Origin of the sequence: Chryseobacterium tructae (genome assembly GCF_030409875.1) — a bacterium.
In the GTDB taxonomy this organism is placed as follows: Bacteria; Bacteroidota; Bacteroidia; order Flavobacteriales; family Weeksellaceae; genus Chryseobacterium; species Chryseobacterium tructae.
In genome coordinates this window covers 4,480,385-4,494,943 of sequence record NZ_JAUFQR010000001.1, presented here as the reverse complement: position 1 = coordinate 4,494,943, position 14,559 = coordinate 4,480,385, and the positions used below count along the sequence as shown (strand labels likewise).

The following is a 14,559-nucleotide window of genomic DNA, read 5'->3' as shown; positions in this document are numbered from 1 at the left end:
AAAAAACAAATCATATTTCTCAAAAAATATATAAATTAGATTCACACAATTAATTGAAAAACAAATGGTGGAGAATTTTATATATTATCTCGGACTGGTTCTGGTCATTATTGGAGCCATTATGCTGGCGAATCGTTTAAGAGTTGCTTATCCCATAATATTGGTAATTGCCGGCCTGCTGATCAGTTTTATTCCTGGGTTACCACCTATTAAAATTGATCCTGAGCTTATTTTTATCATTTTCCTGCCTCCATTATTATATGAAGCTGCTTTTGCCGTTTCGTGGAAGGAGATCTGGAAGATGAGGCGAATTATTACCAGTTTTGCTTTTATTGTTGTATTTCTTACCGCTATATCAGTTGCTTTTGTAGCCAATTCATATATTCCCGGATTTCATTAGCATTAGGTTTTGTATTGGGAGGCATTGTTTCTCCACCGGATGCGGTAAGTGCAGGTGCTATTTTGAAATTTGTAAAAGTCCCTAAAAATCTGTCCACTGTTTTAGAGGGCGAAAGCCTGTTCAATGATGCTTCCTCTCTTATCATTTTTAGATTTGCTATGGTAGCCGTAGCAACCGGACAGTTTATCTGGCAGGATGCAGTGGTAAGCTTTGGATGGATGGTATTCGGAGGATTGGGAATAGGTCTTGTACTTGCTTTTATCTTTCTTAAAATTGAAAAAATATTTCCAACCGATGTCAACATGGATGCTATACTTAGCCTGGTGGCGCCGTATGTAATGTATATTGCTGCTGAAGAAGTTCATTCTTCTGGAGTATTGGCTGTTGTGAGTGGTGGATTGTTTCTATCTATTAGAAGACATGAAATCTTCAGGACTTCAGAATCAAGACTCAAAGGTTCCAACGTATGGGAAAGTTTTGTATTCCTGATTAACGGAATTGTTTTTTTATTGATTGGCTTAGATCTTCCGGAAATCATGGTAGGGTTGGATAAAGAGGGAATAGCTCTTTCAGATGCAATCATGTATGGATTACTGATTACGGCAGTCCTGATCATCGTACGTTTTCTATCTTCTTTTGGAGCCGTTCTGGTGACGATGATTATGAGAAATTTATCAATGTAGCCGATAGATCTCCAGGAACGAAAGCTCCCATACTGATGAGCTGGACTGGGATGCGTGGTGTGGTTTCATTAGCCGCTGCTTTATCAATTCCTGTAGTGATGGAAAACGGTCAACCTTTTCCACATCGTGATCTTATTCTTTTCATTACTTTTATAGTAATTTTGGCAACTCTTATTATTCAGGGACTTACGCTGCCGGCATTGATCAAAAAACTTCATTTATCGGATACGGGAGGAGGGTATCTGTCTGAAGAAGAATCAGAACATTTATTACGAAGAGGAATGCGCCGTGTTGCTCTCGATTATCTTCATGAAAACTATAAAGAGAGACGAAGTGAAAATGAATATTTCAATAAATTGATGGATCGATGGGAACAGGAAGACAAAGAAAATTCAGTACATAAGATGTCTGATGAAGCTAAAGAAATTTATTTTGAAACACTGGAACAACAACGCATCTGGCTTCGCGAAGAAAACAGGCGCAATCCAAATATTGACGAAGAATATATAAGACATTATTTAACCAGGCTGGATCTTGAAGAAGAAAGGCTGAGAATGTAAAAAAATAAGGCAATGAATTTAGTAAAACAACTCGGGCAGTTTCCTGATGAAAAAAGAAAAGAATATTTCAGCACACTTCCCAACTATGCCAATGGGAGATTTCAGAATATCCTTATTACTCCAGCTTTATTAGAAGGCGAAAGTATGACCAAAGCTCTTTTTAATAGTTTATGTAAAGTAGAAAATACTTCGCCAAAATCAGCTCTTCCTTTTATCGTCACAGATTTACAGAACCTTTCTCCGGAAGAAAATATTCTGGTATGGTTTGGGCACAGCTCCTATTTTATGCAGATTGATGGTAAAAAGTTCCTTATAGATCCTGTTTTTAGTGGCAATGCTTCGCCAATGCCTGGATCTATAAAAGCATTTCAGGGAGCAGATTATTACAAATCAGAGCATATGCCGGATATAGATTTTCTATTGATTTCTCACGATCACTGGGATCATCTGGACTACAAAACCGTACAGGCATTAAAAAATAAAGTAGGAAAAGTAATTTGTGGATTGGGAACAGGTCAGCATTTTGAATATTGGGATTGGACACCTGAAAAAATCATTGAAAAAAACTGGTGGGAAAGCATCGATATTGCCGATGGTTTTAGAATTACTTTTACCCCTGCAAGACATTTTTCCGGAAGGCTGCTGAACAGGAATATTTCTCTTTGGACTTCCTTCGTCCTGAAGACCCCAACTAAAAATCTATTTTTGGGCGGTGATAGTGGCTATGGAAACCACTTTACCGAAATTGGAAATAAATATGGACCATTTGATCTTGCTGTACTGGAGTGTGGACAATACAATGAAAAATGGCCATACATTCACACATTACCGGATCAGCTTATTGGAGAAGTACAAGAATTAAAAGCCAAAAACTTTATCCCTGTCCATCATTCAAAATTCAAATTAGCACAGCACGCATGGTTTGAACCGATAGAATTGGCCGCTAAAAATGCAGAAGACAATAATCAGCCGATTACTTTACCCATTATAGGAGAAAAAGTAGATCTCGATCAATTAGAAAATGTAACTTGGAAAAAATGGTGGGAAGAATACTGGTAGAATAAAACAAATATACTTAGCGAAGAAAATTAAAACCTGCCCATATTGAGCAGGTTTTCCTTATTATCAAAAAATAATCACTACTGAGGTTCTTTGTGAGAATCCTTTGTGTGAATAATATCATAAAATACAGATGGATTAGTTGAGTCAGGGGTAATTCTGTAGGTAAATGTAGTTTCGTTCAGAACAAGAATATCCACAGTACGAGTGAAAAGTACATTACCATTAGCATCTAAAGCAACAAGTGTTCTTGTTTTTCCATCAGGAGAAATAGTCCATGTTCCCTGAGATCTTAGGACATCATTGAGTCCGAAGATTTTAAACGTTCCATTAGCTTTGAAGTAAGAATATCCTACATAGCCAGCTACGCTTGCATTGTCTAAAGCTACATCAGTCCCGCTTTTATCCTTGGCACCTGTGGTTTTCCATGGAGTAGAAGCTAACGTTAGCTGTCCGTTTTTAGGTTCTGTATGAGCCGTTTTAGTATGGATAATATCATAATAAACAGATGGATCGGCAGCATTAGGACGGATTCTGTATGTGAACTCATTTCTGTTTAAAACAAGAATTTCAACATCACGAGTGAAAATAGTTGTTCCATCTGGATTTAAAGAAGCAATTGTTCTTGTTTTTCCTTGAGCATCTACAGACCATGTTCCTCTTGATCTTAATACATCGGTTAAGTTGTAAATAGCAAAGTTTCCATCTGCTTTGAAATAAGCAAATCCTACATAACCAGCTACGCTAGCATCCGTTAAGGCTACATTAGCACCATTTTTATCCTTAGCTCCTGTAGTTTCCCATGGAGTAGAAGATAAAATCTGCGAGGGAGTCTGTTGCTCAATAATAATTTCGTTATCATCGCTGGAGCATGAAACGAAAGGAGCTGATAAAAGTATCGCTGCAGACAAATAACATAATTTTTTCAGTGTATTCATAAGGGTATTTTTTTAAGTCTTTGCAAACTTATTCCTATTAAATAATAAAACTGTTGTATAAAACATCTCTTTTGTTGTAAAAAATATAACCAATAGTACATTCAGTTAGATAATATGATATTACCAGCCTGTCACCAAGAGACTTCTTGCTGCTTTTACACTGCATTTCTGATATTTTGAATACGCCAGTGCTGCTCTGCTTCTCATCTGTTCCCCTGATTCACTATTGATATATCCCGTTAAAGCATCATGTAAAATATAAGCTTCAGGAGCCATCAGATGGCTCGACCAAACTAGTGGATTAGACTTGGTTTCCTGTAATAATGGGGAGAAAAATCGTTTACTATAGCAGGCCAGAATGATACAATCCCTTTTTTGTCCATCTGTGTTTTTAAAAGATTCAGACAGTTGGAAATCCATCAATCCGTCATGTCCTACATAAGACACAAGTTTAGCATTTCCGTAAAGTCCGATTTTGGTATTATTAATGAGAAGTACATCCTTCATTTGTCCCGAATTGCTATAGAAAAAATCTTTTGTGCAGTTTTTGATGTATTGTCCATCATAAGCATCGGCAACCAGATAATAGTTTTTCTTTGAAGTATGTTGGAAAATAAGTCTTTCCATTCTTATTGAATCCTTTTTTTCGGTCTTTAAAAATTTCCAGTCTTTGCTCTTTTTGAAGTATGTTCGAACTCCATAAGCGGCTCCCCAATATAAGTTTTGATCAAGATCCTGACCATTTCCTATTTTTTCAGGAACCGGAACAATTCCCTGATATTTATTATCACACAAGGCAACAAGTACATGAATTGTTTTAGTGTTTTTATCAAAGTTATCAAGAGTCTTCAGAACTTCCTGGCTTTTACCAAGACCTGTAAGGTTAATGATCTTTTCTTTCGTTTTCTTTTCACAGCTTAACAGACAAAAAATGAAGCATAGTAATACAAACAAAAACGAGTTCTTTATTTTCATAGCTTTGTGCATTTCCTATAAAAGTACAACAAACTGCCTTAGGAAAAAACTATTCTCTTACAGATTATAAAGATGCAGATCGTAAAGTCTCTCGCAGATCACACAGATTTCGCAGATGATTGCGGATATGAAAATCAAAGATTTTCAAAAACTTATGTGTGCTTTTTATGCCCAAATTTTTTACCTTAAAATCCCTTAAGTGTTTACATCTTTTGTACCTTTTGTGGTTAATTATTTTTTTTAATCTTTTCTTTTAGACATTAGTGGATATATTCTGTATGCAATATCAATTGTGTCATTTGTGAAAAACATTAGTGATATTAGTGTTTAAAGTTTCCGCATTAGAAGGTCATTGTAAAGAATCTTATCTCTAAAAACTCTATTTTTGAGTATGAATAACAGAAACCGGGGAAGAAATACAGGTGACGATACATTGTTCGGTTCAGAAAAGCAGATCAGCAAACTGAGACTGGCTGTTCAGGATATGCAATTTCTGTTGACAAGAGGATATGCAGAAAAAGCAGCGTCTGATCTTGTAGGAAACAGATACCGATTAAAAACACGACAGATACAAGTCTTGCGTGGAGCTTCAGCATCAGAAGGGCAAATTCATAACAGAAAATTGAAAAAGCTGGATATTTCAGATTTGAAAGACAAAACTCTTTATCTTGATGGCTTTAATGTGTTGATTCTGCTGGAAAGTCTGTTGTCAGAAGCCTATATTTTTGAAGGAGTTGATAACTGTTTCCGGGATCTTTCCGGTGTTCATGGAACCTACAAGCGGGTGAATCAAACCTTGAGAGCGATAGAACTTATCGCTGCATTTTTTCAAAAAAGCCAGATTCAGAAGTTGGTTTGGATCTTTGATCAGCCAGTTTCCAATAGTGGAAGAATAAAACAGATGGTTCTTAATTTTGCGGTTGAAAATCAGCTTAACTGGGAAGCGGAATTACAATATAATCCGGATAAATTTCTTGCAGAAAGTTCAGCTACTGTTATTTCTTCAGATGCCTGGATTCTGGATCATTGTCAAGATTGGTTCAATCTTGTTGGATACCTTATCAAAGAAGAAAATTTGTTTGTTAATCTGATACAGTGTTATGATGAATACGTTTGAACAGTATATTCCTTTAATCTCAGATATCTGGAAGGGAAAATATCAGGCTATTCTGGCAGAAGAACATTTAAAAACTCTGTCGGAGAATATTCAAAAGTTTCAGGATAACGTTCTGGAGTGGAAGCTCCCTTATTTTAATGAAGAAGTTACTATTAAAAGAGAAGATGTTTTTAATCAATTTATCACCATTTTCAGTACTCATGATACAGATGAGGTGAAGGCAAAACAGCTGGAAGCTATTCCATTTGAAAATTGGCTGATTGTTTTAGGACAAAGGCTCACTTCAGCCAGTGTTTGTGATGAAAGTGCAGTTCCACCGTTGACTTCAGTTTTGATTGAAGCTTGCAAGGAACCTTTTAATGAAGAAATGACCATTGCCCAACGTGCCTGGGAAAAGCATACCGGAAGAACGGAAGATGATTTCTGGGGCGAAGTCAAAGGAAATAACCAGCAAAAACAAGAAAAAGTAATGCAGAAAATCCAATATATCTTAGACAATAAAACCTGGTGGAATGTCTTCTTTCACTATAAGCATGAGCTTGTTTTTGAAGTCAGAGAAAAAGAAGGCCACGGAATCCGTTGGAATTACGGCGGAAAAAAGCTGATAGGATTTCTGGAAAAGTTTATCAATGAATAAAAAATGTTTAGAAGCTGGAAGAAGGAGGTTGGACGTTACTTTTTGCCGTGAAAATTCTTATCATCTTTTTATACACTATTTTTAAGAAGATAAAAAAGAAATAGAATTACTTTTATAACCTTCATAAATTCCCTCTTCAAACCTCTTCAAACCTCTTCAACCCATATTTTTTCTACTACGCAAAAAGATTGCGTTATTGTGGAATAACTTTGCCTTATCATTCAGAGATGATCTGAGCCTAAAAGCAAAAACGATGTTGAAAAAAATAATCAACTTTTTTACAAATAAGACTTCCGGAGAAAACCCTCTCTTAGAGAATGAAATACAGAAAACTGATGTTAACAGTATTCCGGAAAACTCGCTTCCTCAGGAAGAATCTGAACAGATTAAAAAGGAAGCTCCTGCTTATTATAAAAACACAAAAAGTTACAAAGAATACTGTCTGGAAAATACAGGAAATCCACATCTTTTAAAAGCCTCAGACATCAGAATGATAGATAAAGACGGAAGTACGGAAACCTTTAAAGTTTCAGGAGATGCATTGGTATTTCATAAAGAAGAAAAGCCACTACAGATCGAAAGTGAATACTTTGTGAAATACGTTCAGCAAGAATATAATCCCATCTCAAAAATCATGAAAAATGCATATTACTACTGATCCCATACAGAAATATAAGATTTTCTCTGAAGAAGACCTTCAGGGTATAGATCCTACCCAAGAGAGTACAGTTGAGGTATATGCCGGACATATTACATGGAATATTGATGAGCTTAATGGAAATCTTGTGTTGCGTGGATCAAATTGCCATTTTCCGAATCTGGTAAAGGTAAAAGGCTCACTTTCTGTAGATGCTGAAAACTGCTCTTTACCCCAATTGAAAACCGTTGATGAGAACTTTACACTCCATTGTCAGGCAGAAATAGATCAACTGGAAACGGTAAAAGGACATTTTAAATGCATCATTGATTTCAACTTTGAAAATCTGAAAAATATTGGCGGAAGTATTTCTTTAAAAAAGGCGAAGGTTTTTGCTGGAAATCAGAAATTGGAGAAGAGAAACGATGTTATTCTTATTTACCATCAGCATGAAGCAGATCAGCTTCCGGAAAATGGGATGTTTAACGTCGATATTTTTGGTGATGATATCGTGGTTCAGAATCGGGAAATCTACGGGAAGATCAATGTTCTGGGTAAGAATGTTTCTTTTCCCAATCTTGAAATTGTTCAAAGTGATCTCAGTATTAAATGCAGGGATAAAGACGGTTTTCATTTTACACATGATTTTTCAAGACTGAAAAAAATGATGGGGAACATTAACCTTGAAAAAACAAAAGCATTCTTTCCTCTGCTGGTGCAAAGTAAGAACATTACTCTTCAAAATAGTTCCTATGTGTCTTTACCTCTTTTGGAAAGATCGGGAAGTATTATGGTAGGGATGCATTCTGCGGCCAATATTCCTGTTCTGACTGAAGTAAATGGATATTTTAATAATTATGGTTCTGAAACTTGTCACCTTCCAGAACTGAAAAAAGTAACAGGGTTATTGAATACTAATCAAACCATAGCAGGCAACCTTACAGAAGTAGGAGATATCATTATCAACAGATATGTTGAAGGGAGTTTTGATAAACTGAAACGTATCACAGGGAAAGGGCCTTCTCATAATGTAGATTTAAAATCTTTGGAATATCTCGGAAGATGGGGTGGGCACGTGATAAAACCTTCATACTCATTTCCGGCACTGAAAAGGATTAAAGACTATTTATATGATAAAGATGAACATATGGAATATTTGGCAGACAATGTTTATTTTAAAATTAACGAATGGCTGTACCTTACCAAAAATATATTCATCATTTCAAAGAATGGTTTTTATTTTATAGAGAAGTGCCAGCATTATAGTATCAGGAAGTTTATTGCTGTTCTTAAATTGAAATATAACAGTTTTCAAAGCTTTATGATCCGGGAATATCCAAAATGGGAAAACTATGAAACACCTCTTTTCGCTGAAATCCTGGAGAAAATAGATCTGCTTTGGGATATGGTAGACCCTGTAGCTGCTGAAGACTTCCTTCATTCAAAAGATCGGTATTTTCAGGCATTATGTTTCCTGTATGCAGATGCCGGTATTGTGATGAGACATTTTCAGAAAACAAAGATCAGCGAAAAAGAAATAGAGTTGGTTCATCATGAATATGACGAACAGAGAAATAAGGTACAGATAAAAAGAATCAATTGTTACGAACTTTATGAACTCGATAATATTGCATTAAGATCTTTAAATAGTTGGAATACGGAACGTTATTCTTATGTCTTAAAATGTTCATGTTCTTCTACAGAAAAAGAGCACTGGCACTGGATAGAAAAAGAATATAATGGAGATGCACTTACAGCTGCTGCATCAACCTTTAGAATTCATGAAAATATAATTCCTCACATCAAATGCCTGAAAAGACAGGGAAATATTTTAATTTGTGAATTGAAAAAAGAAATAACACCCCAAGGGTTTTCCAGAGCTCTTACTCCAGCCGAATATTTCGGATTTTTAGAGGTGGAAATATAAAATAAGAAACAGTAGCTTAATTGGAAAAGCATACCAGAATGATGGAGAGTCACAGGTTCGATCCCTGTCTGTTTCTTTTAAAAATAAATTAAAACCTATACATCATAGCTTATGAAATATATTTTACTTTCAGCGTTTGCATGGGTATTGTTCTCCTGTAAAGGAAAAGAAAACGGAAAGCCTGTTGAGAAGAAAGATTCATTAACTGCTGTAAAAGCTGCTCCCAATACAGAATCACAAAAAGACTTTGACATTCTGAAAGTATTGCTGGACGAAGAAGTAGGCAATGAGAAACCTGAAGAAATAGATTATAAAAATTATACGGTTTCTTTTCGTAATGATGAAGATCCATATACCGTGACCTTCCATAAAATAGCTTCTGATGATTTTAATAATGACGGAATCACAGACTATATTATAGAAAGAAACTCCGAAGGAATGTTGGGCGGAAATGCCAATACCAATTCTGAGATTTTATATATTATCATGGGAAAAGACCATACAATCAGCCAAAGGCATGAAATACAGGAATCAGCTCCTTTTTCATACAATGTTCTGGACGGAATCTCCTATGAAGGCGGAAAGCTGAAAGCTACAGCACAACAGAACTACCGCTCGTACGATAAACCAATAGACAGTCTGGAATCTACAGAACTTTCTTTTATCTATAAAGATGGAAATGTCTTCGAAGAATCTTATCTCACCAGTTGTTCCCTTGCGAAATGGAAAGATAAAAAAATCTTTAATCCGAGTGCTGAACAACATAGAAGTATAGACAGACACAATTATACCGAAACCATAGAAGAAAAATATAGATCAAATGGTTTTGAAGCCTCAGCAGAATTGTCAGGATGTGATAATCTGGTGATTATTTTTGAAGGAACTTATGAGACTGCAGATACAAGCCTGAAATCTATTGGAGAGAAAAGCAAACAGTTTCTGAGTTTTTTAGCTAAAAATACAAATGAATATCTTCAGAAAGATCTTTCTGTTATTCAAAATTATTACCTGACTCATAAAATTTCGGAGGATGAGGTTAAAGCAGGGAATCTGTCCTTTTATATTTTTACTAATAAGAACAAAGGGGAGCTCAACTTCAGACTTGTCATGACAAAAGAATCTAATCCTAAACAAAACGAAAACTGGGAAATTGTAACCCGGGCAAAATAAAATTAAAAGGCTGGAAGCCAGAAGAGTGAAGCTGGAAGTTGCTTTTAGGAATATTACGACTAAAAGTCTGATAAAAAAGGTAATAGCCGTTCGTTATGACTTTCATAACTTCCATCTTCAGGCTCCCATCTTCCAGCCTGATTAAATAAACATAAAAATTTAAAACAAATGAATACATACATTGATATTGGCATTAACCTGACCAATAAACAGTTCTACAATGAACAAGAAGAAATTATTAATCGTGCATTAGATAATGGAGTAGACTATATGATCCTCACCGGAACAAGCGTTCGTGGAAGCAAAGAATCAGCAGAAATAGCAGAAGATTATCCTGATGTCTTATTTTCAACAGCGGGAATTCATCCGCATGATGCAAAGTCTTTCAATCATGAAAGTATTAACGAGTTGAGGAAATTATTGAAAAAGGATCACGTCATTTCAGTAGGAGAGTGCGGACTGGATTTTGATCGGGATTTTTCTCCAAGACCTGTTCAGGAAAAATGCTATAAAGCTCAATTAGAATTATCAATAGAAGTTGATAAACCTCTTTTCCTTCACGAAAGGTCAGCTTTTAAAAGGTTTAATGAAATTACAGATGATTATCTTTCCCGATTACCGGAAGCAGTGGTACACTGTTTTACCGGAACATTAAACGAAGCAAAAGTATATTTGGATAAAGGATTTTATCTGGGCTTTACCGGAGCGATCAGCGATGAAAAAAGATTTAAACATTTAGAAGAAGTGATCCGATATGTTCCTCTGGACAGAATGATGATTGAAACCGATGCACCCTTCATGCTTCCGAAGAATATGCCGAGAATGCAGAACAGACGAAATGAACCCTCATTTCTTCCTTATGTGGCACAGACGATTGCCCATCTGAAGAAGATCAGCATTTCAGAAGTTGCCGATGAAACGACAGAAACTGCCGAGAAGTTTTTCAGACTATAAAAAAGAGCTCTACTGATGCAGTAAAGCTCTTTTTCATTATATTGTTGAAAGATTAATTAGCAAATTTGCCTTTTATCCTTTTCTTATAAACTCTTGATAGCAGACTCTAAAGCCAATTCCATCATCGGTTTCAAAGCTGTTTCTCTTTCGTCAGCAGAAATTTTTTCATGAGTTGGGATAATATCAGTTACTGTTAGAATAGTAGCTGCATTTTTACCTAAGTGCTGAGCATTCGCAAACAATCCGAAAGCCTCCATTTCTACCGCCGGGCAGTTATATCTTGTTGCAATTTCAGGAGTATTAGGATCTTTTCTATAGAAAATATCACTACTGTGGATATTAATTGCTTTAGCATCTAAAGATAATTCTTTAGAAGTTTCATTGATTGTATTGAAGATATTCCCTTGGTGAGGAAGGATGTCTTCTTCAATTCCCCATGCATATTTAGCATATGTACTTTCGCTGGCTGCATTTTCAATATTTAAAATATCAAAAAGCTTAAGGTCTGTATTGTACGCTCCACATGTTCCGATTCTGATGATAGTATCTACTTCATATTCTGTATATAACTCAAAAGAATAGATCCCGATACTAGGGAATCCCATTCCACTGGCTCCTACAGTGATTTCTTTACCTTTATAAAGACCTGTATAATAAAAAATACCTCTTGTTTTGCTTACCAGTTTTGCATTTTCTAAATAATTTTCAGCAATATACTGTGCACGAAGCGGATCCCCCGGCTGCAATACTACTTTAGCAATTTCTCCTTTTTTTGCACTGATGTGAATACTCATAATTTTATTTTGAATGGCACAAAGATAATAACTTTTATATTGACCTCATGATTGTGATAATTGAAATGATGAAGCCATTTTATAAGAAAATCATGGGTAAATAATTGTATATAAGTATTTTGTTGAGGTCTTTCGAACCAGAGTATTAGAATCTTTGCTTTTGCTGATCTTTTTGTAACAAAAATAAAACAAGTAAATACAGAACAAAGATAGAATAACAGAGAGCGGATATACCTTACTGCAGGCTGTTACTTTTGCAATATTCTTAAAATTTAAAAAATGAAAATAGAACATATTGCAATCTGGGTAAAAGACCTTGAAAGATCCAGAGCATTTTACGAGAAATATTTTGGAGCAGTTTCCAATGAGAAATACATCAATCCAATCAAAAATTTTGAATCCTATTTCCTCAGCTTTGAGAATGGCAGCCGCCTTGAAATCATGAACAAACCAGATCTTAGAGAAAGTAGTAATTCCTACGAATTCCAACAGTTTGGGATCATTCATATTGCCTTTTCAGTAGAAAGTAAGGAAAAAGTAAATGAGCTGACAGAGATTCTAAGAAAAGATGGGTATACAATCGCTGGTGAACCCAGAACAACAGGGGATGGATATTATGAAAGCGTCATTCTTGATCCGGAAAACAACATCATTGAAATTGTAGCCTAAACTGTCATTACGAGGAGCGCTAGCGACGAAGCAATCTCTTTCTTTTGAGGAAAATTTTATTGTTGAAAAACACTAAGTACAAAGATATTTTGAAACGTATTTTGCACAATAAAAACAAAAATTTCCAGTAAATTATATGATTATATAAGGTTTTATATACAATTTTCTATGTTTCTATGTGGTTAAAAAATATTACCACATAGAAACATAGATTTTATACATCCTATACAATAATCCGTGCATCCGTGGCAATTATTTAGCAGTATAAATTTTATCGCAGATAAAATCCTAGCGCCTTAAAAACGTGTTGAAAGGAAAAGAATAGCGCCTTAGCGTTTCCCAACACCATCCTTTTTTTCATCATCATTCAATGAATAACAATCTCAATTATTTAACCATAAACATCTGCGAAATCTGTGCGATCTGCGAGCAACTAAATAACTTGTTGGAAAGCGCAAGGGCGCTAAGTTTTTTAAATAATATACTATTTTTAAGACGCAATAAAATCGAAGATTTTCAACAAGAATAACAGAGTTTTGTTGATGATTTTTATAAAGAATACACTATGATTTTATTCGTTTATCCGTGGCAATTATTTAGCAGCATACAATTTTATCGCAGATAAAATCCTAGCGTCTTAAAACGCATCAAAAATAAAAAGTTTTGCGCCTTAGCGTCGTTTCCCAACATACAAGTTTCAAAGTAAAAATCCGCCACTCGAAGCCTTAAAAACTGCATTTTCCCATCAGCAGCATAATTTAATATCAATCCTCTCTTCAAAAGTTTTATTCTCAACGAAATAATTCTATTTTTGTTACATGATGGAAACCAAATCACCATTTTTAGATACAATCTTTTTGCTAAGGAAAAATGAATGCATCACGCTGTTTTCCAATATCCAGACTATTTCTTCCAATGAAGAGAAGGAAGCAGAAGAATATTTTGAAGCAGAATTTGAAAAAGAAAGACTTGAATTTCTGTCCGATCAGTTAATATGTAATAAAACAACAGCTGTTTGGGCGGCAAAAGTGCTGTATCATAGTGCTCAATTATATTTAATAAGAGAAAATACAGCCTATAATCTTGAAAACCTTATTCCGAAGTTTAAAGGAACAAAAGATATTTCTTCTGTTTTATCTGCCGATTTATCCTTAAGATTTCTACCTGAAGTGATGAGTGCCCTGAATTCAATAGATCCGGAAGATCCACTCATTAAGATACTTGAAGAGATCCTTACAGAATTCCATTATTCAGGGATTGGACATGATCTTGATCTGAAAAAAGTGAACTGGGAAGAAGAGTTGAAAGACAAAACATACCGGAAATTATACATGGAAAGGATTGTAGAGAAGAAAGACTATCAACTGGCAGAGATTCCATTTATCAATAAACTACTTATCGCAGAATTTGGAATGCATAAAGAAGCATTCTGGAGAGAATTAAAAATAATAACTGAGGAAAATCAATGATACAGAATATTAGTACACTCAATACGGTTTTGAACTATGTTAAAGATACCTTTGTTGGTAAAAATGACGTTGTGGATCTGTTGGGAATTTGTCTTTTGGCAAGAGAGAATGCCTTTTTATATGGCCCTCCCGGCACTGCAAAGTCAGCTATTGTAAGAACCTTAGCCAAAACCGTAAAAGACGGAAAGAACTTTGAGTACCTGTTAACCCGTTTTACAGAACCGAATGAAATATTCGGGCCTTTTGATATCAGAAAATTAAAAGAAGGTGAACTTTTGACCAATACCGAAGGAATGATGCCTGAAGCTTCCATGGTTTTCCTGGATGAGATCTTCAATGCTAATTCCGCTATCTTGAATTCACTTTTAATGGCTCTTAATGAAAAGATCTTCAAAAGAGGAAAGAAACCAAACATTTGCCTGCTTTGATGTTCGTAGGGGCAAGTAATGTACTTCCGGAAGATGAAGCTTTGAATGCGTTATTCGATCGTTTTCTGATAAGAATTAATGTAGATTATGTAAAGCCGGAGCTCTTACAACAAGTGCTTTTAGCAGGAAGAAAACTGGAAAA

12 protein-coding genes, 1 tRNA gene and 2 pseudogenes are annotated in these 14,559 nt (G+C 35.2%); 12 read left to right on the top strand and 3 right to left on the bottom strand.

The features are described 5' to 3' along the window. Positions 1-64: 64 nt before the first annotated feature. A pseudogene (locus QWZ06_RS22360) lies at positions 65-1,643 on the top strand (Na+/H+ antiporter). A 12-nt stretch (positions 1,644-1,655) separates the two neighbouring features. Beyond that, entirely contained in the window at positions 1,656-2,702 is a 1,047-nt protein-coding gene (locus tag QWZ06_RS22355; protein ID WP_290301185.1) for an MBL fold metallo-hydrolase, read from the top strand. An 80-nt stretch (positions 2,703-2,782) separates the two neighbouring features. Here QWZ06_RS22355 and QWZ06_RS22350 read toward each other — a convergent pair whose 3' ends face one another. Beyond that, positions 2,783-3,640: a DUF4822 domain-containing protein gene (locus QWZ06_RS22350; RefSeq protein WP_290301184.1), complete on the bottom strand. Its 858-nt coding sequence runs from the start codon at positions 3,638-3,640 to the stop codon at positions 2,783-2,785. Between the two features lie 120 nt (positions 3,641-3,760). Continuing rightward, a complete protein-coding gene (locus QWZ06_RS22345; protein ID WP_290301182.1) occupies positions 3,761-4,615 on the bottom strand; it encodes a hypothetical protein in 855 nt (284 codons plus the stop codon). A 391-nt stretch (positions 4,616-5,006) separates the two neighbouring features. Between QWZ06_RS22345 and QWZ06_RS22340 the strand changes: the two genes are divergently transcribed. From QWZ06_RS22340 to QWZ06_RS22310, 7 genes are all read left to right on the top strand, one after another. Next, positions 5,007-5,732: a DUF434 domain-containing protein gene (locus QWZ06_RS22340; RefSeq protein WP_290301181.1), complete on the top strand. Its 726-nt coding sequence runs from the start codon at positions 5,007-5,009 to the stop codon at positions 5,730-5,732. Beyond that, positions 5,716-6,369, top strand: coding sequence for a tRNase toxin domain-containing protein (locus tag QWZ06_RS22335; RefSeq protein WP_290301180.1), 654 nt, complete (start codon positions 5,716-5,718; stop codon positions 6,367-6,369). The genes QWZ06_RS22340 and QWZ06_RS22335 overlap by 17 nt, the downstream gene beginning before the upstream one ends. A gap of 253 nt (positions 6,370-6,622) precedes the next feature. Continuing rightward, positions 6,623-7,027 carry a hypothetical protein gene (locus QWZ06_RS22330; protein WP_290301178.1) on the top strand — a complete coding sequence of 135 codons (405 nt, stop codon included), beginning with the start codon at positions 6,623-6,625 and terminating at the stop codon, positions 7,025-7,027. Beyond that, positions 7,011-8,933: a hypothetical protein gene (locus QWZ06_RS22325; protein WP_290301177.1), complete on the top strand. Its 1,923-nt coding sequence runs from the start codon at positions 7,011-7,013 to the stop codon at positions 8,931-8,933. Before QWZ06_RS22330 ends, QWZ06_RS22325 begins: the two co-directional genes overlap by 17 nt. Positions 8,934-8,938: 5 nt before the next feature. Beyond that, positions 8,939-9,009, top strand: a tRNA-OTHER gene (locus QWZ06_RS22320). 35 nt (positions 9,010-9,044) lie between these two features. Further along, positions 9,045-10,103: a hypothetical protein gene (locus tag QWZ06_RS22315; RefSeq protein ID WP_290301176.1), complete on the top strand. Its 1,059-nt coding sequence runs from the start codon at positions 9,045-9,047 to the stop codon at positions 10,101-10,103. 168 nt (positions 10,104-10,271) lie between these two features. Continuing rightward, positions 10,272-11,057, top strand: a complete 786-nt coding sequence (locus QWZ06_RS22310) for a TatD family hydrolase (RefSeq protein WP_290301175.1) — start codon at positions 10,272-10,274, stop codon at positions 11,055-11,057. An 83-nt stretch (positions 11,058-11,140) separates the two neighbouring features. Here QWZ06_RS22310 and deoD read toward each other — a convergent pair whose 3' ends face one another. Further along, complete coding sequence (gene deoD, locus QWZ06_RS22305) at positions 11,141-11,851, bottom strand: purine-nucleoside phosphorylase (RefSeq protein ID WP_290301174.1); 711 nt, start codon at positions 11,849-11,851, stop codon at positions 11,141-11,143. A 279-nt stretch (positions 11,852-12,130) separates the two neighbouring features. On the opposite strand from deoD, the gene QWZ06_RS22300 reads away from it, so the two are divergent. The 3 genes and pseudogenes from QWZ06_RS22300 to QWZ06_RS22290 form a co-directional block, all read left to right on the top strand. Beyond that, positions 12,131-12,520 carry a VOC family protein gene (locus tag QWZ06_RS22300; protein WP_290301173.1) on the top strand — a complete coding sequence of 130 codons (390 nt, stop codon included), beginning with the start codon at positions 12,131-12,133 and terminating at the stop codon, positions 12,518-12,520. Positions 12,521-13,338: 818 nt separating this feature from the next. Continuing rightward, entirely contained in the window at positions 13,339-13,989 is a 651-nt protein-coding gene (locus QWZ06_RS22295; RefSeq protein ID WP_290301172.1) for a conflict system bpX4 domain-containing protein, read from the top strand. After that, positions 13,986-14,554: pseudogene (locus QWZ06_RS22290) on the top strand (AAA family ATPase); the annotation flags it as partial. The gene QWZ06_RS22295 and the pseudogene QWZ06_RS22290, both read left to right, overlap by 4 nt. Positions 14,555-14,559: the final 5 nt, after the last annotated feature.